Raw genomic sequence first — 26,000 nt, 5'->3', positions numbered from 1 at the left:
AGGGACTGGAGAGAGTAGGTGGCCGCTCTCTACGAGAATATTGGATGCCCGCGGCGGAGCTTGTAGCGTTCAACGCAGCCACCGTCGGGGCTATCGAGGTGGTTTCAGAGTTTCGCCGAGGCTTTAATATAGTGGCGAATTCTGATTCAGACCATCGTGAGCCAATATGGCCTTACGGACTTCGGACGGCACGTGATCGAGCCGCCTTTGCAAAATCTATATCATAGAAAAATTACAAAGATTGGTGACGTTTTTTATAGAATGCGCATGATGCGGAGGGCGTTGCGGAGACATTGGTGTGTGGCTTCTGGCCTTAGGTCCGGTCGGCATTTGTCAGCGCTTCCTTGATGATCCGATTTAGTTGCTTTCTGAGCGTGGGGCCATCTAACTGTGACGTATCGTAACCTTCGGACTTCAGCCTTGCGCGTATGTCGGAAAACGTTCGGGACTGGCCAGACGTGGCGAGATTGAAGGCTCGTTCAAGACATGTCGTTTTGGTATCCATGGCACTAAGCATATAGGAGTTTGGGCCGGCCAGCGACAAGCGCGGGCTAAATTCCAAACTGACAGACCGCCAGCGTCAGGTGCGTCGCCAGCCGGAACTGGGCTCACCGACACACGGTCTTTGTTAGGCGAGCGCTTCACTGCTCAACATAATTTTGATCAGCGCTCAGAGTGCCGTAGGGGCAAGAAAATCGCATTCGATTCTGCGCAGTCAAATTGCGCCGTCTAAGAGGGAAAAGACCTCATGAGAGCGGGATGCCGAAGCAATCCCGCTCTACACCCTTGGGATCAGCGATAGCGCCATCCACCATGCCAATGATGCCGGTTTGCCCAGTAACGATGTCCGTCCCACCAACCGCGATGGGGATAGAAAACGCCAACGACCGGGCCCCCTGGAACGATCAAGACCGGGCCGCGATTGGGATGACAGCGACCATACGGTCCACGGTGCCAGCCGACTCCGCATCCCTGCGCTGCGTAGGCAGCCGGAGTTAAGGCCAGCATGGCGCTGGCTGCGGCGATACCTAGAATAATCTTTCTCATATCAACCTCTTTCCATCGTTTAATGGTGCCGTGCATGCCGATTGCGCCGGTCAAAGCTTAAACGGAGGAAAAATCTGTTTCCGTCGCTGTCCTCGATGTTTTTTCGGTCTGAGTTGCAGAGACCCTCTTTTTTTGGATGTTCACCGGGAACGGATTTAATCGCAGTGGTGGGTAACGGGCGCTCTGGCGGGCTGGTTTACCACGGCGAGATTGCGAAAAAGACCCGATGTTGTCGCATCGATGGCCTAAGCGCACCGGTTCGCATTAGCCGCGGTCCGGCCTCTTAGCAAATACCAGCGGGTTCCCGACTTCACCCGAGCGAATGGCGGCAACGATCACAAGGCCTGCGCAATATAAAGGAAAGCCCGCCAAAGTGGCGGGCTTTCCACACCGGCCCCAAGGCCAGGAGAGTGCGTCAAAGCCTCAAGGTCGGCTTTCTCGCTTAGCGACGCGCGATTAGGAGACAGAGCTGCCGCAGGTCGCGGTCATAGCTGCCGTCACTGCTTAGGACATCGGCGCAGCGCTTTTTCATGCGTGCCAACTTGCCGTCGGACATTTGCGCCACGACACCCGGAAGGTTCGGATGGCTGGGATTGCTCGGGTTAGAAGGATTGCTGGGATTTGATGGGTTGCTTGGATTGGGTCCGCCAACACCGACGCCAACGCCAACTCCTATGCCACCGGTGCCGCCAACATTGGCGCCCAGCCCGGCGGTAACGCCGCCAGTGCCGCCGACGTTCGCACCCACACCGGCATTCACGCCGTTGCTTCCGCCGACAGAGGCTCCAAGGCCCGCACTGACGCCGTTCGATCCGCCAACATTCGCTCCTGCGCCCGCGTTAACACCGCCGCTACCGCCAACAGATGCGCCTGCGCCGACGCTTACTCCGCCTGAACCGCCAATAGAGGCGCCGACACCAGCGTTCACACCGCCCCTGCCGCCGACGGAAGCTCCGGCGCCGACGCCCAGCCCGACCGCCATCAATGGGAGCGAAAATGCCACAACCAATGCACTGCCAGCCAGAACCGTCGAGAATGTCTTGACGAAAGATTTCATCGTACTCTCCTGTTGTTTTGCACGGCGGCTACAAAAATTCGAGCCGCGATACATTTACGGCAGGGAGATATTATAGGTCGCTTAAAGCGCATAAATCGTCGTCAACGTTATTTACCATTTAAAAAAATGACATATACAACTGTAGTCATATTAACCGCCTCGTATTATTCGTCTTTATTGGATAAAATACTGCAATATCGATGATGTTACATATTGGCGGTCAAAAACGATTTTATGAAGATACAGCCCCTTAAAGGCCTTTCGCCGTTCATAATTGATTGCAACTTATCGTAGAAATCTTCGTTTGCACTCTCAAAGATGGCAGGAGAGCTCCAAAATGTGGTTCTTAGCAACGGTCCCAATAGGACTTGCACTGGCCCTGTCCCTTGGATGGGCGGCCGAGCGAATTTCAGGCTGACGAAATATTCGACGTTTCGGGTTTTCAGCGCCACGCTGACGTTCTCAGTGTCGAGCGTCTGCATATGGTGGCACTGTAGACGGTTCACCGTGATCTGCATGCCTCAGCAATTCGAGGCGGGTAGCCTTAGGCCGCAGCTCTGGCATTGTAGCTTGGTATCTCTGAGATGGCCGCTCAATCGCTAGCCCTTGCCTCGACGCGGAGTGCGCAAACGCGGTGGTAGCCCGGTCTGGTCCTATTGAGTCGCCCAATTCCTAAGCGTCAGCGGCAATTGAGGACTCCACGGCAGTTAGTGGCGCTTCTAAACTCCAGACGATACCATGCTGGCCGCAATCGAGAGTACTCGTGCCCCCAACCGCCTCGGGAGCAACCCGCTTGAGCACCACCGTTCCAAATCCGCCCTGTCCAATGGCCTGAACTCTTGGGCCATCTGTTTCATTCCACGTAAGCTGGAATATCCGCTGAGTGCCCGACCACGAAACGTCCCACCTGACCGAAATCGCTCCATTATCTCCCGAGAGCACCCCGTATTTGGCCGAATTGGTGGCCAGTTCGTGAAACGCGATCCCAAGATACTGTACGGCATTTGGGTTGAGAATAACGGAGGGTCCAGACATGGAAATCCGGCCCTCATTGCCGAATGGTTTGGTTTGCGACAACAGGAGTTCGAAAACGGTAACGCCCTTCCAATCGCCCGTAACAAGCAGATCGTGCGACCGCGATAGAGCCATGATCCGGTCGCGAACCTGCCGCTCGAATACCGTGGGATTTTCGGCCCGCTTGTTGGTTTCCCTGATCATCGAGAGGATCACCGAATACTGGTTTTTGACCCGATGGTTGACCTCGCGCATCAGCATTCGAATCCGGTGCTCACTCTCTTTCGCTGACGTGATATCCCTGGCGATCTTCGACGCGCCGATGATCTGCCCGGCTGCGTTGCGCACAGGCGATATCGTCAGCGAGACTGGGAAGAGGCTACCATCCTTTCGCTTGCGAACTGTCTCGAAGCTCTCAACCCGTTCGCCGCGGCGGATGCGTTCGATGATATGGGGCTCCTCGTCCTGATGGTCATCGGGGATCAGCATTGTCACGGATCGACCAATGGCCTCCTCGGCGTTGTAGCCGAACAGCCGTTCGGCACCGTGATTCCAACTCGTGATGATCGTGTTCAAATCTTTGCTGACGATTGCATCGAACGAGGATTCCACAATCGCTGACAGATGGTGGCGGATCTCCTCAGCCCGTTCGCGGTCAGTAAGATCAAGCAGCATGTTGACTGCGCCTGGCAGATTGCCGTTCTCGTCACGTATAGGAGTTGGATAGGGCTGAACCGGGAAGAACGACCCGTCCGAACGTTGAGCTACGGCCTGCTGGTTATACACGGGCCGGTTCTCCTTGAGCGCAATCGCCATCGGACATTCGTCATGCGGCAGTTCCTTGCCGTCGGGCGTGAACAGCTTGAACGTGACGCACCATTTGTCCTTACCGATCTCGGGGTCCCGGCCTGCGAGGTCCGATGCGGCGCGGTTGCAATAGGTGATCGTGCCATGCGCGTCAGTGGTGTAGATGGCGACGGGAAGCGCATCCAAAATCTGATGATAGGTACTGTCCTTGAGCCTCAACTCACTGCGGGCCTGCTCCAGGTCGGTCACATCGACGGTGAAGCATCTTGTGTTGATCAGCTTGCCATCGCGGAAATTGCCGCTTGACGTGATTTCGACGTGCTTGATCGACCCGTCGAACACTCTGAGCCGCGCCGGATATTTTGCAATCTTTTCGCCACGGCTCAGACGGTCCAAAATATCTTTGATCACGTCCGGGTCAGAATGGAACTCGGCAATCTGGCGGCCAACATATTCCTCCGTAGGATAACCAACCAGATCGAGTTCAGCGTTGTTGGCTTGGAGGATGACGCCTTCTGCGCTGACCAAATGGAGTGCGACGCCAACGTTCTCAAAGAAATCCTTATAGTTAAAGTCCTCGCTGGCCACGGAAATTCCACGGTTATCAAAGGCGACAACGTTGCCAAGCGTTGGTTCGCTCATCCCGATCCCCTTTCAGCTCAACCACTACGAACGGGGGACAGGAAAATTCGTTCCGCTCTGCCAGATTTGAGACTGCCCAAACCGATGCCGCGCGATCCAAGAGAACGGTCGCAAGTTCAAATCCATAAAGCGTCTCCATGAAGCGTCACACAGTTTGCTTGGCATGACACCCGGCGAGAGTTAGGCTGATGTGCGTGGACCCTTCCTTTGGATGCAGCCGACAGTGAGAGAGTACATGCTCTTGCCCGTCAGGGAGAAGAGCGATGCCTCAATCCACTTTTCGCAACTATGTTTTGAAATCCCTCACTGCTGAGGATTTCGCGCTCTTACGTCCATCGATGCATCACGTCGAACTGGCCATCAAAGCCCGGCTGGAGATCGCATATCAACCGATCCAGTATGTCTATTTCCCCGAGACAGGTATTGCGTCGGTGGTCGCCACCCTGACCGGAGGGCGGCAAAGCGAGGTCGGCTTCATTGGCCACGACGGCATGACAGGGGTTGCGGTCATTCTCGGCCAGGACAACTCTCCCAACGAGACCTACATCCAGGTTGCCAGCGACGGCTGGTGCCTGCCGGTCGAAGATCTTCGCAGTGCGATTGCCGACAGCCAGACCCTTCCCCGTCATTGCTTCGCTGCGCCCACGCATTTCTAATCCAGTCGTCGCGGACGGCGCTGGTCAACGGCCATTCGAAAATCGAGGAACGGCTGGCTCGTTGGTTGCTCATGGTTCACGACCGGGCCGAAGGAGACATTATCTATCTGACGCATGAATTTCTGGCGACGATGCTCGGCTCCCGCCGCCCCGGCGTTACCACGGCTCTCCAAATGCTTGAGTATCGCGGCCTTGTCCACGCCAAGCGCGGCGAGATCACCATTGTCGGCCGCCTAAGAATGATAAATCTCACGAACAGCGCATATGGCGAGGAGGAGCAGCGGCACTTCGGCGCCGCCTCTGGCTGAATGTCCGGATTTAAGGACGATTTAAGGACGTTGCATGTTGGCCGAAGGTTATATGTCCAAACAGATCAAAGCTCATGCAGTCTCCCCTCCTCCTTGGCGGCGGCGCGAAAGGCCCTGCGCGCCTCCTGAGCGGTAGCCTTATCGGCCAACGCAGCCGAACAGACGCTCATTGCCAAGGTCCACTTCGGTCCACGCTTGGCCCACGTTTGGAGATGAGCAACTGCACTTTGCACGTTATGGCAAAGGTCCTGCCCACCTTCTCGGTCAGTCGTCACGCGAACAGCAGGCGAGAACCAAAGGAGATCCATGCGCTCTACGGGCGGCCGGAATCTTGGGGAAGTCGATTGTCGAACACAACCGCACATTGCCATTGCAGCGCTTGGCCTACGATCAGTTCCGTGAGGTCGCACTCGGTCTGGGGCGCTCCGGGCACCATCCTCCGGTAAGCCTCGATGGTCGCTTTGACCGAAATGATGTCACCAGCCCGCGCTTCAGCGATGATGGAAGCAAGGATTTCCTGAACGCTCAGAGAGCGCAATTTGTCGTGACGAGCGAGGTCCATGGCACTTCGGCCCCAACTATCCGAGTGATGCACGATTCATAGTGCCAACTTCGGTGATTTTCCAGAGGGGTGGGGTCCCTGTACGATTCAAACATTTCGCACCCCGGACATGCGGAGAACAAGGCCTGAGGCCTCGCTTCGAGCCAACAGCTTATCGGCGGATCATCGCCTTTGATTTTCGGGAATAGGCCGCGACGCTTCCACTGTTCGGTCCCCGGCTGAGGCGACGAAGCAAACGCCAGCGCGGCCTCGCGCTCGGCAAGCCATGTCCTCGCCGCCGCGCCCTGGCACTTCGGACAGTGCCGATTGCGGCAGGAGTTGTAGGCGATCCGCCATTGGCCGTAGTCCTCGCAGGCCTCGACGTGACCGCCAAGGGCCGCGGTGCGGCAGTGCTCGATCGCCGACATGACCTTGAGCTGGATGAGGCTCAGGTGACCTGCATGGGCGGCCCGATAGGCGGGTCCGGCAGCACGGAAGATGTCGGCGACCTCGATCGAGGCGCGCACGGCTCAGATGTCGGGCGAGACCTCTCCCGGCTTGAACAGGCCGAGCTTGTCGAGCGGGCTCGTCACGGCACGCACCGTCCGGGTCGCCACCTTCGCGTCAAGTGCGGTGTTGTTGAGCTTGGCATGCCCGAGCAGGACCTGGATGATGCGGATGTCGGTGCCGTCCTCCAGCAAGTGGGTGGCGAAGCTGTGGCGCAACGTGTGCGGCCCGACCCGCTTGGCGATGTCGGCGGCCTGGGCCGCCTCAACGACGATGCGATAGAGCTGCGGCGACTCCATGGGGCTACTCCTCAGTTCTAGCGCCAAAGAAGCCGGTTCTCTCACGTTTGCTAGCCGCCTTGGTCCGCCAATTCCGATCGAGTCTCAGCTCTAGCTGTGCGTCAGGCGCCAGTTTTTGCTCGCAGCGACTCGCCAAACGATTTTGCTTTAAGGCTTAGTTTCTGAAGAGCGGACCTGCGCGCGAGTACCGCACCACGGAAATCATTCCAAGACCAAAGCACCAACCACCGAAACGCAATCACCAGCCTTGACCAGTCCGGGAAAATGCCGCGCCGCCAGCATGCCCGACATTTTTGCCTTGATCTCCTGCGGAGCGATGCCGGTGCGGCCGGTGGAATGGATGCGGGCCAGAACCGCGCCGTTCTGAACAGGCTCGCCGAGATCGACCATGGTTTCGATCATTCCGTCGTCCTCGGCAAAAGAGAAGCAATCGCCAGACGGCATGTCCAACCACTGGGTTCTGCCCTTCTCGACGGCACCATGCACAATGCCGGCATGGCAAAGCACATTGAGAATGCCGCGCCGAGCAATACGTACGGTTTGCGCACGCGAGGTGCCGCCGCCGCCGAGTTCGGTGCTGACGAAGACCTTGCCCATTTCCTCGGCCGCCGTGTCGTACATGCCGACGGAATCGATCTCGATCATGCGCATCGAGAAGGGTGCCGAAAATGCAGCGACGGCATCGAAGGCTTTCTGCTCCAGCGCCTTGTCAGGCAAAGTATGCGCGGCGCAGAACGGCACGAAATCCAGCGTCCTGCCGCCGGAGTGGAAATCGAAGACGAGGTCGGCACGGGGCAGCAATTCGCGCTGGAAATAGTCGGCGATTTTTTCCGTCACCGTGCCGTCGGGACGGCCGGGAAAGCTGCGGTTCATGTTACCCTTGTCGATCGGCGACGTGCGCGTGCCGGCGCGGAAGGCCGGATAGTTCATCGCCGGCACGATGATGACCGTGCCGGAGACGTTCTTAGGTTCGAGCGTGCGCGCCAACTCGTACAGCGCCAGCGGTCCTTCATACTCGTCGCCATGATTGCCGCCGGAAAGCAGAGCCGTAGGCCCCTTGCCGTTGCGGATGACGCAGATCGGAATCATCACCGAGCCCCAGGCGGAATCATCGCGGCTATAAGGCAGGCGCAGGAATCCGTGCTGGATACCGTCGCGATCGAAATCGACGGTCGGCGCGATCGGCGACGGGCGGAGGCTGGGCATCGGACTCAATTCTTCACCACCAGTTTGCGCGGAACATTGGCCAGGCACTCTACACCGGTTTCGGTGATCAGGATGGATTCTGTAATCTCGAGCCCCATCGTCTCCAGCCACAGGCCGGTCATGAAATGGAAAGTCATGCCGGGCTTGAGCTCGGTGCGGTCGCCGGGGCGCAGGCTCATCGTGCGCTCGCCCCAGTCCGGCGGATAGGACAGGCCGATCGAATAGCCGGTGCGGTTGTCCTTTACGATGCCGTACTTCTTTAGGACGGCGAAGAAGGCGTTGGCGATGTCCTCGCAGGCATTGCCGGGCTTTGCGGCGGCAAGCCCCGCCTCCATGCCTTCCAGTGTGGCCTTCTCGGCATCGAGGAACTCCTGTGTCGGCTTGCCGAGGAAAACGGTGCGCGACAGCGGGCAATGGTATCTGTTGTAGCATCCGGCGATCTCGAAGAAGGTGCCCTCGCCCCGCTTCATCGGCTGGTCGTCCCAGGTCAAATGCGGCGCCGAGGCATCCGCGCCTGACGGCAACAACGGCACGATCGCTGGATAGTCGCCACCAATACCGTCGATGCCACGCGTGCCGGCATCATAGATCTCGGCGACGAGATCGCATTTGCGCATGCCGACTTCAATCTTGTCGACGATGCGGTGGTGCATGGCCTCAACGATGCGGGCGGCCTTGCGCATGTAGCCGATCTCGGTCGGGCTCTTCACCGCGCGCTGCCAGTTGACCAGTGCGGTGGCATCGACGAAGCGGGCATTGGGCAAGTGTTTCTGCAAGGCGGCGAAGGCGGCGGCCGAGAACCAGTAATTGTCCATCTCGACGCCGATGGTGAGCTTGCCCCAGCCACGGTCAGTCAGCACGCTGGACAAGAAGTCCATCGGGTGGCGTTCGGTCGACTGCACATAGTGGTCGGCATAGCCAACGATGTTGTCGTGGGCGAGATAGGCGGTGCGCTTGGCGCCGTTGGCGTCCTGGCCACGACCGTACCACACGGGCTCACCCGAAGGCGGCACGATGACCGCCTGATGCACATAGAAAGACCAGCCGTCGTAGCCGGTCAGCCAGGCCATGTTAGAGGGGTCGCTGACAACAAGCAGATCGACGCCCCTGGCCTCCATGGCTTGCCGGGTCTTGGCGAGGCGATCCGCAAATTCGCCGCGCGAGAATTTCAGGTTGGATTGCATTTGTTGATCCTCGTTTGTTGAGCCTTACGGCCAGCATCAGCTTTCGAAAATAGTTCCGGCGCTGGCGCCGCGAGCCCGGTCGCGGGCGAGCGTGGCGATTGCTGTGTCCTGCACACCGGCGCCGGTCAGGTCGGCGATCGTGACGTCGCTGGCCGAACGCCTTCCGTGCTTTTTGCCGGCGATGATCTGGCCAAGCTCGGCCACCTCCTCCTCGGCGGTCATCACCCCGGCAGTGATGGCATGATGCAGTTCGCCCAGCCGCCGCGTCTGCCTGGCGCTGTCGGCTACATAGAGATCGGCCATGCGCAGGATCGCCGGGGCAATCTCGTTCTTGTGCTCGGCGTCCGAGCCCATGGCGGTGATGTGCTGGCCGGCTGTGACGAAGCCTGCCTTGATCAGCGGCTCGGTCGATGGCGTCGTGGTGACGATGATGTCGGCGCCTGCAGCCGCTTTGGCCGCATCAGCTTCGGCGCGTACCACGATGCCGAGTTTCTCGCGCAAGGCGCCTGCGGTTGCCTCGGCCTTTGCCGCATCGCGCGCCCAGATGCGCGCCTCGGCGATCGGGCGTACCAGCATGAGCGCTTCCAACTGCAACCCGGCTTGCACGCCGGCACCGAAGATCGCGGCGACGGACGAGTCCGGCCGCGACAGATGCTTGGCCGCGACCGCACCGGCGGCGGCCGTACGAATATCGGTGAGATAGCCATTGTCGAGCAGCAGCGCCTCGACCAACCCGGTCTTCGCCGACAGCAGCACCATCATGCCGTTGACGCTGGGCAGGCCGAGTTTCGGATTGTCGAAGAAGCCGGGGCTGATCTTTACCGCGAAGCCGTCGAGACCGGGCACATAGGCGGTCTTCACATCGACCTCGCCGCGATGCTCGGGGATGTCCAGTCGCAGGATCGGCGGCATCGCCACGGGTAAGGTGGCCAGCGCGCGAAAAGCGTTTTCGACACAAGCAACGGCATCGAGATCGAGCTTCACGATCTTGCGCAGTTCAGCTTCGGTGAGGATCGTCATCCGCCTCATGCGGCACGCTCCGCAATGGCCTCAACGCAGACGGTCCTGCGGTGCTCATTCATGTCCATGTTGCCGCCAGAGAGAAGAACAACCACCGGCCCGGTCGGCTTGACCTTGCCGGCAAGCAGCGCGGCAATGCCGACGGCGCCGGCGCCTTCGAGTATCTCGCGCTCCTGCGCATAGGCATGGCGAATGCCGGCGGCGATCTCGTCCTCGCTCAGCAGAATGACATCATCGAGCAGGTCACGGCACATGGCGAAGGTCAGCCGATTGTCGAGGCCGATGCCGCCGCCGAGGGAATCCGCCAGCGTCGGCAGTTCTTCCACCAGCACAGGCTTCCCGGCGTCGAGGCTCGCTTTCATCGCTGCGCCACGCCCCATCGAGACACCGATGATCTTTGTCCTGGGGCTGACGCCTTTAATGGCCGCGGCAACGCCGGAGGCCAACCCACCCCCTGAGAGCTGCACCAGAACAAGAGCGGCATCGGGGACCTGGGCGATTATCTCCAGTCCGAGCGTGCCTTGCCCGGCGATGATGGCGGGATGGTCGAAGGGCGGCATCATGATCAACCCCTCCTCCCCCACCAGCCGCTCGACCTCCTGCTGCGCGTCGTCCTGGCTGTTGCCGACGATACGGACATCTGCTCCGAGCCGCCGGATTTCGGTGAGTTTGTTTTCGGGCACCAGACGCGACATGCAGATCACCGCACGTATGCCTTCGAGCTTCGCCGCATGCGCCAGCGCCCGGCCGTGATTGCCGGTCGAAGCTGCGACCACGCCACGGACCTTCTCCTCGGCAGTCAGCAAGGCGACAGCATTTGAAGCGCCCCGCAGTTTGAAGCTGCCGGTGGTTTGGCGATGCTCGAGCTTGAGATGGACAGGGACGCCGAGGCGTTCCGAAAGGCTATGAGACAGGACGGTTGGCGTCCGTTCGACCTTGCCGGCGATACGGTCACGAGCGGTCTGGATGTCGCCAGGAGTAACAGTCGCCATGATCGTCAATCGTGCTGCAGAGGCAAAGTCATCAGCCGGCCAAATTCGGAATGGGCTGTCTCGTCGCCACACAGGCGCAGGCAGTTCCAGGCGCTAGCCTGGTTGCTGGTCACGACTGGGCGGCCGATCGCTTGTTCCATACCGGTGACGGCAAGCGCGCCGCGCAGCGCCGTGCAGGACAGGAATAAGCCTTCAGCTTGTGAGTGCGTCGCCTGGCGTGCGAGATCGAGAAGGGCTGCCGGCGGAATGCGCGCCATCTCGCGATCATCCTCGAAGTTGAGACAGGTGAAGCTGGCGATTTCGAAGCCACGCGCGGCGAAATAGGTCGCCATCGGCCTGGAGGTCTCGACCGTATAGGGCGTGAGGATGCTGATCCTGCGAACGCCAAAGGCGTTCAGCCCGCGCACACCGGCCATAGGCGGTGTGACCACGGGAATGCCGGGTTTGGCGGCCTGTATTGCCGCCTCGATTTCGGCATCGCCGATCACCACCGAGGCTGAAGTGCAGGAATAGCAGATGGCGTCGAGGGGTTCGTCTGGCAGGATCAAGGCCGCGCCCGCCGTCAGCGCCGGCTGCATCTTGCGCAGATTGTCGGGCGTTGTCGGGTTGGCATAGGGAATGCGCGCGACATAGACGCCGATCCGCTCGCTTGCCACCATGCGGCGAAAATCCGGCTCGCTGGTGTGGTCGGTGGCCAGGATGATCAGCCCGACGCGCTTTTCCAGAGGACGATCATCAAGGGACGGCCGGTTGGGATAGACCGTGATTTCAGGCAAGGCTTTCATCGGCTATCTCTCGATCTTGTCGTAGCGGCGTTCCAGCCAGCGCAGCAGTACGACCGAACACAGACTGATGATGAGGAAGAAAGCGCCGACCAGGGTGATCGGCTCGATATAGCGGTAGTAAGTGTTGGCCACGCTTTTCGCCTGGTTCATCAGCTCCAGCACGGTGATTGCCGACAGCAGCGGCGTCTCCTTGAACATCGCGATGAAATAGTTGGCCAGCGCCGGGATCATTGGCGGAATGGCCTGCGGGATGATGATGTGCGTCCAGGTATGCCGGGCGGAGAGATTGCACGCCTTGGCAGCCTCCCATTGGCCACGCGGCACATTGTCGATGCCGGCGCGATAGACCTCCGCCGTGTAGGTGCCGTAATGCACCCCGAGCCCGATAACGCCGGCGACCAGGGGCGGCAGCAGAATGCCGATGTCGGGCAGCACGTAGAAGATGAAATAAAGCTGCACCAGGAGCGGCGTGCCGCGGATGAATTCGGCCCCCCAACCGACGGTGCGCGACAATGCCTTGTTGGGCGAGCGACGCGCCAAAGCGATGCCCAGCCCGACGACAGCCGCCAGCATCGAACCGAGCAGCGTCGCCAGGATGGTTATCTTCACCCCCTGGATCAGCGTCGGCATGATCTGCCAGACGAAATTCCAATCCCACTCCATCAGGAAGCTCCGGTCATCAGCAGACTCCGGCCATCAGACGCGCACCCCATCAAGGCCGCGCGCCAGGCGTCGCTCCAGCGAGCGCACGCCCCACGAGAGGAGCAGCGCCAGGATGAAATAGATGACCAGGATGGTGGTGAAGGGCACCATGGTGTTGCCGGTCTGGGCGCGCACCACCTGCGCCTGGAAGGTCAGGTCGGCGAGCGAGATCAGCGAGACGACGGAGGTGGCCTTGAGCAGTTCGATGGCGTTGTTGCCGAAGGTCGGCAACATCACCAGAAAGGCCTGCGGCAGGATGACATGGCGCATACCTTGCCAGCGGCCGAGATTGAGCGCGACGCAGGCCTCATGCTGTTCGCGGCCGATCGATTGTACCCCGCCGCGCACAACCTCGGCGGCATAGGCACCGACATTAAGCCCGAGCGCCAGCACGCCGGCTTGCAGCGGGGTCAGCTCAATCCCGATCAGCGGCAACACGAAGTACGCGAAGAACAGCTGTACGAAGATCGACGTGCCGCGGAAGAATTCGATATAGGTGGTAGCGAGTGCCCTCAGCACGAAGAAGCGCGACAGTCGTCCCATGCCGGCAAGAAAGGCCATGATCAGGGCGAGCACCGACCCCATCAGCGTCAGCTCGATGGTGACAAGCGCTCCCTGCACTATCAGGCCGAGATAGCCGGACCACTGGGTCATCGGGTTCCAACGTTTGGTTTTAGGATCCTTCTCCCCGTTTACGGGGAGTTGAGGAGCGGTCCGCGTAGCGGGCGAAAAGCCAATTGCTTGGCTTTTCGAGCGACGAAAGCCGGCAGGCAGATGAGGGGCAGCGCGAACCTTGAAATGCTGGCGCCGCCCCTCATCCGGCCCTTCGGGCCACCTTCTCCCCGTTGAACGGGGAGAAGGAAAAACAGGCGCCCTACTTCGCCGCGCAAAGCTTGTCGCGTGTCGTCGACATTGCCGCTGCCGCTGAGAAGCCGTAGGGCTCGATGATCTTGGCGAATTCGCCTGATTTCTTCATCTTGGCGAGTTCGACGTCGAAGGCATCGCGCAGCGCTTCGTCGCCCTTCTTGAAGGCGGCACCGTCGCAATAGACGGGCGCGCCTTGCACGGGCGCAATGACTTCGAGGTTCGGATCAGCGGCCTTCTTCATGAGGTCGTTAATCGACAGAACCGGGAGCGAATAAGCGTCGATGCGGCCGTCCTGCAGCATCTTCAGGCCGCTCTGGCCATCCGGCACGACGACGACACGCTCGCGCGGCACGCCTGCGTTCAGCGCCAGCTTCTCCTCCGTGCCGCCGCCCGGCGCGCCGATCGTGGCCGATGTGTCCTTGGCGACATCCTCGTAGCTCTTGAAGCCCTTCGGATTGCCCTTCTTCACCAGCATCGCCTCGGCGTCGCACAGCACCGGCTCCGAATAGGCGACAGCCGCGCAACGCTCCGGCTTCATGAACAGGCCGGCTGTGACGACGTCGAAGCGACCGGCCTGCAGGCCGGGGATCATCGCGCCATATTCCGAGATCGAGGCGACGATATCGGCCACGCCAAGGCGCTTGAAGATTTCGCGCGCCACATCGGGTGCCGCGCCCGAGACCTTGCCGTCAGCGGCAACCGCCGTATAGGGCGGCTCGTTGGCGATGGCGACGCGGGCGAAGCCTTGTGACTTCAGCTGTTCGAGCTTGCTGTCATCCGCCGAGCCAGCTGTCGAGGCGGCCAGCACCGCCGTCAGCGCCAAACCGGCGACGCCAGCCAGAATGCCAAGTTTTTTCATTGTTCCCAACTCCTTGTTTGTTTTCTTGGTTTGCTTTGATCGGATGGCGGCATCGCCGCCTCCAAGGCGGCTTTGCCGCCTTTGGGGCATGCGGTCAGACACGATGTCCGGCCGCGATGATCTTCTTCAGGAAGCCCTGCGTGCGCTCCTGTTTGGGATTGCGGAAAATCTCATCGGGCTTGCCTTCCTCGACGATCTTGCCGCGATCGAAGAACAGCACCCGGTCGGCGAAGTCATGGGCAAAACCCATTTCGTGGGTGACCAGCAACATGGTCATGTCGGTCTCGGCGCAGAGCCGCCACAAGACGTTGAGCACCTCCTCGACCAGTTCCGGGTCGAGCGCCGATGTCACCTCGTCGAACAGCATGATCTTCGGCTGCAGAGCGAGCGCGCGGGCGATTGCCACGCGCTGTTTCTGGCCGCCGGACAGTTGCGCCGGCATCGCCTTGGCCTTGTCGGCCATGCCGACCATGTCGAGCAGTTCCATCGCCCGTTTCTCGGCGGCGGCGCGCAGCATGCCCTTGGTCAGCATCGGCGCCAGCGTCACATTGTCGATGACGCTCTTGTGCGGAAACAGGTTGAACAGCTGGAAGACCATGCCGGTCTTTTGGCGCATTTTTGCCAGATGGCGTTCGTCGGCGGGCAACAATTGGCCGTTGCGTTCCATGTGGTAGAGCTGCTCGCCATCGATCTGGATGTGGCCGCCGTCGATGCGCTCCAGCGTCATCAGGATGCGCAGGATCGTCGTCTTGCCGGAGCCGGACGGGCCGATCAGCGCCAGTTTTTCGCGCGGCATGACCTGCATCGACAGGCCGTCGAGCACCTTGAAGCTGCCGAAGCTCTTCGAGATGCCGTCGATCTTGATGATGGGCGCGGTGGTTGCGGACAAATGAATTTCCCCGTGCTGGAGAAGCCTGTGCCCTTAACGATGCGGAACGCACCAAATCATGTCAATCATGAAAATAATATCATGACAATTATTCTGATTGCGCACAATTTCGAAGCATAGTCAGCCTAAATCGCCAGCAGCAGATGCTCCGGATCGCCAAGCAACAGCTTGGTGACAACGCTTAAGCCCGCGCGCAGTTCCCCTTCAGTGGTCGACCCCAGCGAAATGCGCACCGCCGGGTGCCACGGCGCCTGCGAAATGCGGAAGGATGTGCCCGGTGCGATCGCGACGCCCTGCAGCCGGGCCTGGGCGACAAAGCCCTCCTCCGCACGGTCGGTGGGCAGTTGCAACCAGACGTGCAGCCCGTCGCGCCGGGCGCGATAGTCGATCCCGGCCAACACCTCGGCGGCGATGTCCTGCCGCCGCCGCAGCGCGGCTCGCTGCCAGCGGACGAGTTCCATCGCCGTGCCGTCGGTCACCCATTTGGTGGCGATCTCGGCCACCAGCGGCGTCGCCATCCAGTTCGACACCAGGTGCCGGTTGGCGACGGCGGCGACATAGCGGTCGGGCGCGGCGAGATAGCCGATGCGCAAGCCTGGCACGGTGATCTTGGTGAAGGAAGTGACGTAAAGCGTGCGCTCCGGCGCAAAGGCGGCCACCGGCGGCGGCCGATCCTCAACCAGCGGACCGAGCACATCATTCTCGATGATGGCGATGTCGTGCTTGCGGGCGACAGCAGCGATTTGCTCCCGGCGCTGCGCATCCATCAGCGTTGCCGTCGGATTGATCACCGATGGCTGCACGAAAACCGCGCGAATGTCCGAAAGCCGGCAGGCCTCGTCCAAGGCCTCGGGGATCAGGCCATTGTCATCGATCGGCAGGCCCTCAAGGTTGAAGCCGAGATAGCGCGCCAGCGGCACCAGTGTGTGGTGGCCGATCGCCTCGGTGGCAACGGTCGAGCCGGGCGGCGCCACGCTCATCAGCGCCACGGTCATGCCGGCGGTGGCGCCATTGGTCAGGCTGATGTTTTGCGCCGAGATATCCAGTCCGCACAGCTTCAGCCATTCGACGGCTACCGTGCGATGGCGTGGGAACACCATGTTGGGCCGGAACGACAGCGCCGAACTCGATGGCAGGTTTTCGGCCAACCAGCCCAGTGCCTGTTTCAGCCGCTCCAGATGCATCGGCTCGCACACCGGCTTCAGGATGGAGAGGTCGATGACCTCGCCGAGGCGTTCCGGCAAATAGGGCGGCTCCGGCTCGCGGCGCTGCGTCTGGACGAAGCTGCCGCGGCCGATCTCGCCTGAAATCAGGCCGCGACGGATCAGTTCTTCATAGGCGCGGCTGACTGTCTGCACCGAGAGCTTGAGATCGTCCGCCAGCCGGCGATGCGTCGGCAGCCGTGCGCCATTGGTCAGGCGCCCGTCATGGATGGCGCGCGCGAACTGGTCGGCAAGCGATTGATAGGCTGGCCGCCGGATGAGCGCGGGATCGGGTTGCCACAATGTCATGACTTATTAGAGATCGAAATCAGTGCAATTGACAATCGAAATATTGGGTAATCATGGTAGTCTGGACGAAAAAGTGGATAACGATGACTGCCGCCAAACTCGACCCGATCGACCTTAAGATCCTCGACGCCATCCAGCGTGACGGGCGCATCACCAAGCTGGCACTGGCCGAACAGGTCGGGCTGTCGCCGACGCCGTGCTGGATGCGGCTGCGCAAGCTGGAGAAGGCCGGCATCGTCGCGGGCTATCACGCCAGGATCGCCATGCGTGTCGTGGCGCCGGTCGCAACGGTACTGATGGAGGTGACGCTGGCCAGCCATCGCCAGACCGATTTCGACCGCTTCGAGCGCGTCATCCGCGACATTCCCGAGATCATCGCCTGCTGGTCGGTGGGCGGCGGCGTCGACTATGTGCTGAAGGTGATGGCGCGCGACATCGACGCCTATCAGCGGCTGGTCGACGGCCTGCTCGACCGCGAGATCGGCATCGACCGCTACTTCACCTACATCGTCACCAAGACGGTCAAGGAGGAGACAGCGCTGCCGATAGCCGACCTGCTGCCGGCGTCGGCCTAAGCCCGGAGAGCCTAAGCCCAGAGAGATTGTCTGCCAGGGCGGCGCAATAGAGAGAATCTCTCTACGTCAGGGCATCCAAACAGCCTCTCTGTCTGCGCGTGATGGATAGTCTTTCCGTATCAGAACGAACCGGGAGGCTTCGACCATGTCCGCGCATTTTGCACGCTCGCATCGCCATGAAGCGCTCGACCGCCTTACCGACCGACGGCTGCTGCGCGAACTCGCCTATGTCGACGGGCACTGGACGGCGAGCGAAGCAGCTGAGAGCTTCGAGGTCACCGATCCGGCGACCGGCACCACCGTCGCCTTCGTTGCCGCGCTCGATGCACGGCAAACGACGAAGGCGATCGATGCCGCCGCCCGCGCCTTCCCGACCTGGCGGTCGCTGTTGCCGAAGAAGCGATCCGAAATCCTGCGAAAATGGTTTGAACTGATCGTCGCCGCGAAAGATGACCTCGCTCTGCTGATGACACTGGAACAGGGCAAGCCGCTGCAGGAATCGCTTGGCGAGATCGAGTATGCCGCTTCCTTCGTCGAGTGGTATGCCGAGGAAGCAAAACGTCTCAACGCCGAGAGCGTGACCGGTCACCTGCCCAACGCGGAAATGATGGTGCGGCGTGAACCGCTCGGCGTTGTCGGTGTCGTCACGCCCTGGAATTTTCCGTCCGCCATGCTGACCCGTAAGGCTGCCGCCGCTCTGGCAGCTGGCTGCACCATCGTCGCCCATCCATCGTCCGAGACACCGCTGTCGGCGCTGGCTCTGGCCGAGCTTGGCGAGCGCGCCGGCTTGCCGGCTGGCGTCTTCAACATCGTCACCGGCAAGGCCGCGACGATCGTCGGCCGGATGTGCGAGGATGCACGCGTCCGCGCCATGAGTTTTACGGGCTCGACCGAGATCGGCCGGCTTATCGCCGCCCAGAGTGCACCGACGATGAAGCGGCTGGTGATGGAGCTTGGCGGCCATGCACCGCTGATCGTGTTCGGCGACGCAGACCTGGACAAGGCCGTGAGTATCGCCATCGACGCCAAATTCGCCACGTCGGGCCAGGACTGCCTCGCCGCCAACCGCATCTATGTCCAGCGCCCGCTCTACGATCGCTTCTGCGCCGCCTTCGCCGGGCGCATCGAGGTGTTGCGGACCGGCAACGGGCTTGCCGAGGAAATCGACATCGGGCCGCTGATGCATGAGCGCGCCGTAGCAAAGGTCGAGGAGCAGGTCGCCGATGCCCTTGTCCACGGCGCACGTTGCCTTATCGGCGGCAAGCGGCACCAGGCCGGACCGCTGTTCTATCAGCCGACGCTGCTTGCTGATGTTCCTGACGAGGCGCTGATCATGCGCGAGGAGACTTTTGGGCCGGTCGCCGCCGTCACGCCTTTCGACAGCGAGGATGAAGTGATCGCCCGCGCCAACGCCACCGAATATGGTCTCGTCGCCTATCTCGTCACCGAGAATGGCGCGCGCCAGCAGCGCATGGGCGGCGCGCTCGACTATGGCATGGTCGCCATCAACCGGGTGAAGATCACCGGCGCGCCGATCCCGTTCGGCGGCGTCAAGCAGTCCGGCATCGGTCGCGAAGGCTCGCGTCACGGGCTCGAAGCGTTCACCGATCTCAAATATCTCTGTCTCGATGTAGCCTGAGCTGCAAAGCAATCGCCCTTTTCATCAGGAGTCAAAAAATGCTCGACCAGTCCAACGAACTCAACGCCTGGGATCGCGACCACTTCTTCCATCCATCGACCCCCATGGGCACGCATGCGCGCGGTGAGAGCCCGACGCGCATCATGGCAGGCGGCGAAGGCGTTACCGTCTGGGACAACAATGGCAAGAAGAGCATCGACGCCTTCGCCGGCCTCTATTGCGTCAATGTCGGTTATGGCCGCCAGAAGATCGCTGATGCCATCGCCACCCAGGCGAAGAACCTCGCCTACTACCACGCCTATGTCGGCCACGGCACCGAGGCCTCGATCACGCTGGCCAAGATGATCATCGACCGCGCGCCAAAGGGCATGTCGAGGGTCTATTTCGGCCTCTCCGGTTCGGACGCCAACGAGACCAACATCAAGCTGATCTGGTACTACAACAATGTGCTAGGGCGGCCGGAGAAGAAGAAGATCATCTCGCGCTGGCGCGGCTATCACGGCTCGGGCGTGATGACAGGGTCGCTGACGGGCCTCGACCTGTTCCACAACGCCTTCGACCTGCCGCGCGCGCCGGTGCTGCACACCGAGGCGCCGTACTATTTCCGCCGCGCCGACCGTTCGATGAGCGAGGAGCAGTTTTCGCAACACTGCGCCGACAAGCTCGAGGAGATGATGCTCGCCGAAGGCGCCGAAACCGTCGCCGCCTTCATCGGCGAGCCGATCCTCGGCACGGGCGGCATCGTGCCGCCGCCGGCCGGCTACTGGGAGAAGATCCAGGCGGTGCTGAAGAAATACGACGTACTGCTCGTCGCCGACGAGGTGGTGACGGGCTTCGGCCGGCTGGGCACCATGTTCGGTTCGGACCACTACGGCATCAAGCCCGACCTCATCACTATCGCCAAGGGCCTGACCTCGGCCTACGCGCCGCTGTCGGGGGTCATCGTCGCCGACAAGATGTGGCAGGTGCTGGTGCAGGGTTCCGACAAGCTCGGCTCGCTCGGCCATGGCTGGACCTATTCGGCGCATCCGATCTGCGTTGCCGCCGGTGTTGCCAATCTCGAACTCATCGACGAGATGGATCTGGTGACCAATGCCCGCGAGACCGGCGCTTACTTCCGCAATGAACTGGCCAAGGCCGTCGGTGGCCACAGACATGTCGGCGATGTGCGTGGCGACGGCATGCTGGCGGCGGTCGAGTTCGTCGCCGACAAGGAAGACCGCGTCTTCTTCGATCCGTCGCAGAAGATCGGGCCGCAGGTGGCGACGGCACTTGCCAGGAGCGGAGTCATCGGCCGCGCCATGCCGCAAGGCGACATACTCGGCTTTGCGCCACCCCTGTGCCTGACTCGTGAGGAAGCCGACATCGTGGTGGCCAAGACCGCCGACGCCGTCAACAACGTGTTTGCGAGCCTCTGAGATTCAGACATGAATGCCATGACCAACACCCTTCCCGCCACCATGGCCGCCGTGCTGCTCACTGGGCACGGCGGGCCAGAAAAGCTCGTCTACCGCACCGATGTGAAAGTGCCGGCGCTTGGACCTGGCGAAGTTCTGGTCAAGGTCACCGCTTGCGGCATGAACAACACCGATGTCTGGGTGCGCCAGGGCGCCTATGGTACGGAAGAGGATGCCGCCGCCGTGTCGACATGGCGTCGGCAGGGCAACACGCTGACCTTTCCGCGCATCCAGGGCACGGACACGGTGGGCACAATCGTCGCCGTTGGCGAAGGCGTTTCGCCGGTCCGTATCGGTCAACGGGTAGTGGTCGATTTCTCCATCTACAACCGCGAAGATAATTCGCTGGCCGACATCGATTATATGGGCCATGGCCGCGATGGCGGTTTCGCCGAATACCAGGCCGTTCCCGCCGAGAATGCGCATGTCGTCGACACCAAGCTAAGTGATGTCGAGCTTGCCACCTTCTGCTGTGCATACCTCACCGGCGAGCAGATGCTGGAGCGCGCGGCCCTCAGAGCCGGCGAGCGCGTTCTGATCACCGGCGCCTCTGGCGGCGTCGGCTCCGGCATCGTGCAGCTGGCGAGGGCGCGCGGCGCCATCCCCTACGCCGTCGTAGGCAAGGGCAAGGAGCAAGCGGTGCGCGACATCGGTGCCGAGGCGGTCATCACCCGTGGTGTCGCAGATTTGCCGCAGGCCGTGACTGAGGCGACCGGCGGCCAGCCGATCGACGTGGTGGCCGACCTTGTCGGCGGCGCGATCTTCAACGATCTCTTGCGCATCCTGAGGCCCGAGGGCCGCTACACCACCGCCGGTGCAATCGCCGGCCCGGTCGTCCAGCTCGATCTCAGGACCATGTATCTGAAACAGCTGCAACTGCACGGCTCGAGCCAGGGCACGCGCGCCGATTTCCGCCGCATCGTGCGCTACATCGAAGAAGGCAAGATCAGGCCACTGGTCGGCGGCGTCTACAAGCTTTCCGACTTCCACCACGCCCAGGCCGATTTCATTGCCAAGGATTTCGTCGGCAAGCTGGTGGTGGTGCCAGATGCGATATGAAATCACTTCAAAATCCAGACCCGAGCAGAGCAGCTAACATATGGTTTGCCTCAGTCAACAGGCACCTCAGGCCTTATCGCCAGCAATGTCTGCTTCTATGTGGCGGCCACTCAGCCCTGAACGACCTTCATTGGGCGCAAAGCTGCCGACGGCGCAACAGGAACCAAGCTATCGCTTCGGGGCCGGACGCAGACTGGCAGCTCCAAGCTCCGTAATTCAAAAGGCAGACTTCTACTCTGACATCAGCTGCGCCAGCTCGGTTTCGGGAATGCGCTTTGCGAGACCTTGGAGGCAGCAGCAGCTGGCTATCGCGTCAGCACGTGTCTCTACCGAATGAGAGAAAAGCGCAATTCAGTCGTCGACACCTCCACCGGCGCTGACGCCATATGTTCGTTTCATGTTGTATAAAGATGGCCGGCAGGTTTTTACTGCCTTTTTTGCCCGGAAGAAGACCATGCAGCGCCGCATGTTTCATTTCTCGCCAGGGCCGGCCCGCTGTTCACTTTGATCCGTACTCGACGTCCTTTGGCTCGTGGACTCGACCGGACGTCGGACCTACAATCGCGATCAGGCCGCAATTCAAGGGCAACGCGTTACATGGCAGAAGGATACGTCCAACGCCGCCTCGCGGCCCTTCTTGCAGCCGACGCGGCAGGTTACACCCGGCTTGTTGGCAGGGACGAGGTTGGCACACTTGGCGCCCTCAAGGAAATCCGAGCCGAATTGATAGACCCGAAGATCGCCGCGCACAAAGGCCGCATCTTTAAGACGACCGGCGACGGTGTCCTGGCGGAGTTCACGAGCGTCGTGAACGCCGTGGCGTGCGCGGTCGAAATCCAACAGGCAATGTCGGATCGAAACTCGGCCCTTTCCGAAGATCGGACGATAGAATTCCGGATCGGGATCAACGTCGGTGACGTGATTGTCGAAGATGGCGATTTATTCGGCGACGGGGTGAATGTAGCGGCAAGGCTCGAAGGCATCGCTCAGGTTGGCGGTGTCATTGTCTCGGGCGCGGTGCGAGATCATCTCGGAAATCGGCTCGATCTGCAATTTGACGACATTGGAGAGCAAACTCTCAAGAACGTCGAGCGGCCCATTAGAGCTTATGCGGTACGTCTGGGTGACCCTGCAGCATCCCCGGTCACGAACACCTTTTTTTCAGACAAGCCGTCGATTGCCTTGCTGCCCTTCGTCAATATGAGCGACGATCCTCAGCAAGATTACCTCGCGGATGGGATTACAGAAAGCATCATCACCGGACTGTCGCGGTTTCGCGACCTTTTTGTTATCGCTAGCAACTCGACGTTTGCCTACAAAGGAAAGGCGATAAAAATCCAGGATGCGAGCCGAGAGTTGGGTGCCCGCTACATCCTAGAAGGCAGCGTACAGCGGTCAAAAGAGCGCGTCCGAATTACGGCCCAGCTCATCGATGGAAAGACTGGCCGACACCTGTGGGCAGAGCGCTATGATCGCGGCGTCGATGACATCTTTGCGGTGCAGGACGATGTCACCGAAAGGATCATAGGCAGTCTCGCCACCGCCTATGGTGGGCGATTGTTAAAGGTCTGGCAGGAACGACCAGAGGCGTCGGGAACGCGAAACTTTCAGGCTCTGGATTATTTCGTGCGCGGCATGGAGGCTGTGAACCACTTCACCAAAGACGGAAACTTACTTGCGCGCGACCTTTTCGAGAAAGCTGGGGAGCTCGACCCCAAGTTTGGCAAGGCGTTTGCAAAGCTCGCTTGGACGCACTTGATGGAAGCTTGCGAGGGTTGGGGCGAGGATCCAGAGGCGTCATTGGCGAATGGCCTGAAATACGCCAATCTGGCGATCGAGCGCGATAGTGCGGAGGCATGGGGGTACTATGCGCTCGCGGGGCATAGCCTGTTTTGCGGACGTTCCGGAGGCGCTATCGCCGAGTTTCAACGTGCGCTCGAACTCAATCCGAACGATGCCGACGTGATGATGGATTTTGCCTCCTGCCTGAGTTGCGCTGGCAGAGCGGTTGAGGGCTTAGAAGTGGCGCAGAAGGCCATTCGCCTTAATCCCCTTCACCCTGAATGGTACGTCTTACAACTTGGCCAGATTTGTCACGACGCCCACCGTTACGATGAAGCGATCGCCGCTTTCCAGAGTTTGCGAAGCGTGGAAACCGTTAATCTGTACCTCTACCTGGCAGCCAGTCATGCGGCATTGGGAGATTTGGTTGACGCGAAAAAGGCTGTGGAGCGGATCAAGCAGATGGACCCGAGTGCCACAATCACGGGGCGTACGGGTCCCGAAATGACGCCGTACAAAAACCCCAGCGACTTGAAACACTTACGCGACAATCTGCGAAGCGCGGGTCTGAAGGAGTAAGGCCTCCCCGCAACGGCGAAAGTTGCTCACCTGCAATGCAGAAGCACATGTTGAAGAGTTCGGATAGAGCGACTTGGCCAGCGGGTGTGCCGGAAGCTTGATTTCGGACAGGGCTGCGGCGCGAAATAGGGCCAGCTCAAGTGATCTAGCGATAGATATCAGCGCGTGTCGGCGGCAATCCGCTGGGACCTCGCGCCCGCTTGGTCGCGATCGTCTGAAAGATCTGCGCCGAGGCGCGTTCGAAAGTGATTGAGCAGCCGGTGAGATAGAGAAGCCAGAGCCGTGCCTTGGCTTCTCCAACCTCGGCAATAGCCTCGTCAAACCGTGCGTCCAGGCGCTCGGCCCAAAGCCGGCAGGTGCGTGCATAATGCTCACGCAGGTTCTCGGCGTCGTAAATGAGAAAGCCATGTGCTTCGAGATTGCCGAGCGTCATGCCGATCGTGTCGAGTTCGCCACCCGGAAAGATGTATTTGATCAGCGCCTTGAATTCCGGACCCTTGCGTAAGGTCTTCTTCATGTCGCCCTTGCTGCGCCGAGTGATGGCGTGATGCAGATAGATGCCTCCCGGCTTGAGGAGGCGATGGACGGTTGCGAAGTAGGCGTGGTGGTTTGCTAGGCCGAGATGCTCGAACATGCCGATCGAGGATATCTTGTCAAACGACCCCGAGAGTTCAACATAGGATTTGATCTCGATGGTAATGCGATCCTCAAGCCCCTCGGCGCGGATGCGCTCCCTAGCGAGGTTGGTCTGCGCCTCCGACAGCGAGACACCGTGTCCGACAACGCCGTAGTTTTTCGCGGCGTGGATGAGCATTGCACCCCAGCCGCAACCAATGTCGAGAAGCCTTTCGCCAGGCTTCAGCCTGAGCTTGCGGCAGATATGATCGAGCTTGTCGGCTTGCGCCTGATCGATCCCGTTTGCGAAATCCTTGAAGTAGCCGCAGCTGTAGACCATGCGTTCATCGAGGAAGAGCTGATAGAAGGCGTTCGAAATGTCGTAGTGATGCTGGATCGCTTCCTGGTTTGAACCGCTGACGAAAGGGTTGCGCCCGGAGAGGTCGGTGCGCGCCGACATTTGCTTTCGTGCCAAGAGCACGGCAGGGAGATCGCGCAGGATCGCCAGCTTCGGCAGGGACTTGAGCTTGGTTCTGAGCTTGCCTTGCGATGGCAGTGCATAGAAGTCGAAAATAGTCCCGTCTTCGATGTCTATGGTCCTGGAAATCCACATTTCGATCAGCGTCGACAAGGACGGCCGCCTCAGTACCTGCCAGACGATGTCTTGGTCATTGATGGTGAGCACTGGACCGGTGTCAGGACCGATCCGCTCGCCGGTCCAAAGCCGAATAGCAAACCCTGGCTCCAGCGTCTCGATGACCGTGCGAACGATCCGTACGGCGCGGTCGGCTGCCTTGTGTGACATTCAAGCGTCCTGTCCCCAATGGCAGTAAACGAACGGCGAGGGGAAAAGTCGCAGGCTGATCTAATTAATATACGGCCGACATCATCGCCCGGGTGCCGCGCCTGCGCCTCCCGTACGAGAGCCGACCTCATCTTGGCGAGCCTTGGTATCAGATCTTCAAAAATCGGTAGGCGAAGCGATCGGTCTCGCCCTTGATCGAAGGATCGAAGACCTTGATCGCGTGCTGATCGTCCTTGTTCGCGAGCATGGTGCTTTCCGCGTCCAGTACGAAGCCGGCCGCCTCCACCTCCTCGCGGACGGACGCAGGGTCAATCCGATGCAGCGACTGGGTGTCGCTCGTGCCCGACCCAGCGGCGGCGGCGTGGTCGACGATGACGTAGGACCCACCGGGCTTCAGCCGCTNATAGACGGCTCGATTGAAGTCGGCCGCCGTCGCACCCTTCTTCTGCATCAGCGCGGTGTGGAGATCGTGGTAGAACAGGTGCAGCCACAAGACATCCGCTGGCTGCGTGGCCTGCGGCATCGCCACGAGGTCCGCCGATACGGCTTCGACGTTCTCTCGGCCCGGTTCCTTCGCCAGCGTCCGCATGCGGCCG

The 26,000-nt window shown here is 60.7% G+C and carries 24 protein-coding genes and 2 pseudogenes; 7 read left to right on the top strand and 19 right to left on the bottom strand.

Annotated features, from left to right (window positions below; translation table 11 throughout):
• Window positions 1–792: 792 nt before the first annotated feature.
• The 3 genes from A3A9_RS46565 to A3A9_RS0131920 form a co-directional block, all read right to left on the bottom strand.
• Window positions 793–1,047, bottom strand: coding sequence for a GCG_CRPN prefix-to-repeats domain-containing protein (locus tag A3A9_RS46565; protein ID WP_082222313.1), 255 nt, complete (start codon window positions 1,045–1,047; stop codon window positions 793–795).
• A gap of 442 nt (window positions 1,048–1,489) precedes the next feature.
• A complete protein-coding gene (locus A3A9_RS0131930) occupies window positions 1,490–2,104 on the bottom strand; it encodes a hypothetical protein (protein ID WP_027062247.1) in 615 nt (204 codons plus the stop codon).
• Between the two features lie 672 nt (window positions 2,105–2,776).
• A complete protein-coding gene (locus tag A3A9_RS0131920; protein WP_027062245.1) occupies window positions 2,777–4,567 on the bottom strand; it encodes a PAS domain S-box protein in 1,791 nt (596 codons plus the stop codon).
• Between the two features lie 263 nt (window positions 4,568–4,830).
• On the opposite strand from A3A9_RS0131920, the gene A3A9_RS45930 reads away from it, so the two are divergent.
• Window positions 4,831–5,223 carry a Crp/Fnr family transcriptional regulator gene (locus A3A9_RS45930; RefSeq protein ID WP_245279170.1) on the top strand — a complete coding sequence of 131 codons (393 nt, stop codon included), beginning with the start codon at window positions 4,831–4,833 and terminating at the stop codon, window positions 5,221–5,223.
• Window positions 5,196–5,531 carry a Crp/Fnr family transcriptional regulator gene (locus tag A3A9_RS45925; protein ID WP_245279169.1) on the top strand — a complete coding sequence of 112 codons (336 nt, stop codon included), beginning with the start codon at window positions 5,196–5,198 and terminating at the stop codon, window positions 5,529–5,531. Before A3A9_RS45930 ends, A3A9_RS45925 begins: the two co-directional genes overlap by 28 nt.
• A gap of 65 nt (window positions 5,532–5,596) precedes the next feature.
• Here the strand turns inward: A3A9_RS45925 and A3A9_RS0131910 are convergent, their stop codons facing one another.
• From A3A9_RS0131910 to A3A9_RS0131845, 14 genes and pseudogenes are all read right to left on the bottom strand, one after another.
• Window positions 5,597–5,839: a DUF982 domain-containing protein gene (locus A3A9_RS0131910; protein WP_027062244.1), complete on the bottom strand. Its 243-nt coding sequence runs from the start codon at window positions 5,837–5,839 to the stop codon at window positions 5,597–5,599.
• A 5-nt stretch (window positions 5,840–5,844) separates the two neighbouring features.
• Window positions 5,845–6,093 carry a hypothetical protein gene (locus A3A9_RS45405; protein ID WP_202596425.1) on the bottom strand — a complete coding sequence of 83 codons (249 nt, stop codon included), beginning with the start codon at window positions 6,091–6,093 and terminating at the stop codon, window positions 5,845–5,847.
• A 239-nt stretch (window positions 6,094–6,332) separates the two neighbouring features.
• Window positions 6,333–6,599: pseudogene (locus A3A9_RS43150) on the bottom strand (transposase zinc-binding domain-containing protein); the annotation flags it as partial.
• Window positions 6,600–6,602: 3 nt separating this feature from the next.
• Window positions 6,603–6,881, bottom strand: a pseudogene (locus A3A9_RS0131895) (tyrosine-type recombinase/integrase); the annotation flags it as partial.
• A 198-nt stretch (window positions 6,882–7,079) separates the two neighbouring features.
• Complete coding sequence (gene doeB / locus A3A9_RS0131890) at window positions 7,080–8,084, bottom strand: N(2)-acetyl-L-2,4-diaminobutanoate deacetylase DoeB (RefSeq protein ID WP_027062240.1); 1,005 nt, start codon at window positions 8,082–8,084, stop codon at window positions 7,080–7,082.
• 5 nt (window positions 8,085–8,089) lie between these two features.
• Window positions 8,090–9,268: an ectoine hydrolase DoeA gene (gene doeA / locus A3A9_RS0131885; protein ID WP_027062239.1), complete on the bottom strand. Its 1,179-nt coding sequence runs from the start codon at window positions 9,266–9,268 to the stop codon at window positions 8,090–8,092.
• Window positions 9,269–9,304: 36 nt separating this feature from the next.
• Window positions 9,305–10,297, bottom strand: a complete 993-nt coding sequence (gene eutC / locus A3A9_RS0131880; RefSeq protein ID WP_027062238.1) for an ectoine utilization protein EutC — start codon at window positions 10,295–10,297, stop codon at window positions 9,305–9,307.
• Entirely contained in the window at window positions 10,294–11,280 is a 987-nt protein-coding gene (gene eutB, locus A3A9_RS0131875) for a hydroxyectoine utilization dehydratase EutB (protein ID WP_027062237.1), read from the bottom strand. The genes eutC and eutB overlap by 4 nt, the downstream gene beginning before the upstream one ends.
• Window positions 11,281–11,285: 5 nt before the next feature.
• On the bottom strand, window positions 11,286–12,065 hold the full coding sequence (gene eutA, locus A3A9_RS0131870; RefSeq protein ID WP_027062236.1) for an ectoine utilization protein EutA: 780 nt from the start codon (window positions 12,063–12,065) through the stop codon (window positions 11,286–11,288).
• A 3-nt stretch (window positions 12,066–12,068) separates the two neighbouring features.
• The gene (ehuD, locus tag A3A9_RS0131865; protein ID WP_027062235.1) at window positions 12,069–12,728 is read right to left on the bottom strand and encodes an ectoine/hydroxyectoine ABC transporter permease subunit EhuD; all 660 of its coding nucleotides are present in this window, start codon (window positions 12,726–12,728) and stop codon (window positions 12,069–12,071) included.
• A 33-nt stretch (window positions 12,729–12,761) separates the two neighbouring features.
• Window positions 12,762–13,421, bottom strand: coding sequence for an ectoine/hydroxyectoine ABC transporter permease subunit EhuC (gene ehuC, locus A3A9_RS0131860; RefSeq protein ID WP_027062234.1), 660 nt, complete (start codon window positions 13,419–13,421; stop codon window positions 12,762–12,764).
• A gap of 220 nt (window positions 13,422–13,641) precedes the next feature.
• Window positions 13,642–14,493 carry an ectoine/hydroxyectoine ABC transporter substrate-binding protein EhuB gene (gene ehuB / locus A3A9_RS0131855; RefSeq protein ID WP_027062233.1) on the bottom strand — a complete coding sequence of 284 codons (852 nt, stop codon included), beginning with the start codon at window positions 14,491–14,493 and terminating at the stop codon, window positions 13,642–13,644.
• 94 nt (window positions 14,494–14,587) lie between these two features.
• Window positions 14,588–15,316, bottom strand: coding sequence for an ectoine/hydroxyectoine ABC transporter ATP-binding protein EhuA (gene ehuA / locus A3A9_RS0131850; RefSeq protein ID WP_275451221.1), 729 nt, complete (start codon window positions 15,314–15,316; stop codon window positions 14,588–14,590).
• A 191-nt stretch (window positions 15,317–15,507) separates the two neighbouring features.
• Window positions 15,508–16,893: a PLP-dependent aminotransferase family protein gene (locus A3A9_RS0131845; RefSeq protein ID WP_027062231.1), complete on the bottom strand. Its 1,386-nt coding sequence runs from the start codon at window positions 16,891–16,893 to the stop codon at window positions 15,508–15,510.
• Window positions 16,894–16,976: 83 nt separating this feature from the next.
• Here A3A9_RS0131845 and A3A9_RS0131840 point away from each other — a divergent pair, with 83 nt between their 5' ends.
• The 5 genes from A3A9_RS0131840 (at window position 16,977) to A3A9_RS0131820 (ending at window position 23,984) form a co-directional block, all read left to right on the top strand.
• Window positions 16,977–17,468 (top strand): Lrp/AsnC family transcriptional regulator, encoded by a 492-nt coding sequence (locus tag A3A9_RS0131840; protein ID WP_027062230.1) that lies wholly within the window; start codon window positions 16,977–16,979, stop codon window positions 17,466–17,468.
• Between the two features lie 145 nt (window positions 17,469–17,613).
• Entirely contained in the window at window positions 17,614–19,107 is a 1,494-nt protein-coding gene (locus A3A9_RS0131835; protein ID WP_027062229.1) for an NAD-dependent succinate-semialdehyde dehydrogenase, read from the top strand.
• A 38-nt stretch (window positions 19,108–19,145) separates the two neighbouring features.
• The gene (locus A3A9_RS0131830; protein ID WP_027062228.1) at window positions 19,146–20,525 is read left to right on the top strand and encodes an aspartate aminotransferase family protein; all 1,380 of its coding nucleotides are present in this window, start codon (window positions 19,146–19,148) and stop codon (window positions 20,523–20,525) included.
• A gap of 9 nt (window positions 20,526–20,534) precedes the next feature.
• Window positions 20,535–21,623, top strand: a complete 1,089-nt coding sequence (locus A3A9_RS0131825; protein ID WP_027062227.1) for an alcohol dehydrogenase family protein — start codon at window positions 20,535–20,537, stop codon at window positions 21,621–21,623.
• A 597-nt stretch (window positions 21,624–22,220) separates the two neighbouring features.
• A complete protein-coding gene (locus tag A3A9_RS0131820) occupies window positions 22,221–23,984 on the top strand; it encodes an adenylate/guanylate cyclase domain-containing protein (RefSeq protein ID WP_027062226.1) in 1,764 nt (587 codons plus the stop codon).
• A 145-nt stretch (window positions 23,985–24,129) separates the two neighbouring features.
• Here the strand turns inward: A3A9_RS0131820 and A3A9_RS0131815 are convergent, their stop codons facing one another.
• Complete coding sequence (locus A3A9_RS0131815) at window positions 24,130–25,404, bottom strand: SAM-dependent methyltransferase (RefSeq protein ID WP_027062225.1); 1,275 nt, start codon at window positions 25,402–25,404, stop codon at window positions 24,130–24,132.
• 148 nt (window positions 25,405–25,552) lie between these two features.
• Window positions 25,553–26,000, bottom strand: a 448-nt coding sequence (locus tag A3A9_RS45920; RefSeq protein ID WP_027062224.1) for a class I SAM-dependent methyltransferase, incomplete at its 5' end; no start/stop codon positions are given.

Source organism: Mesorhizobium loti CJ3sym, from assembly GCF_000472785.1.
GTDB lineage: Bacteria > Pseudomonadota > Alphaproteobacteria > Rhizobiales > Rhizobiaceae > Mesorhizobium > Mesorhizobium loti_E.
The sequence above is the reverse complement of the archived record's forward strand: the minus strand, read 5'-3'. Positions and strand labels throughout refer to the sequence as shown.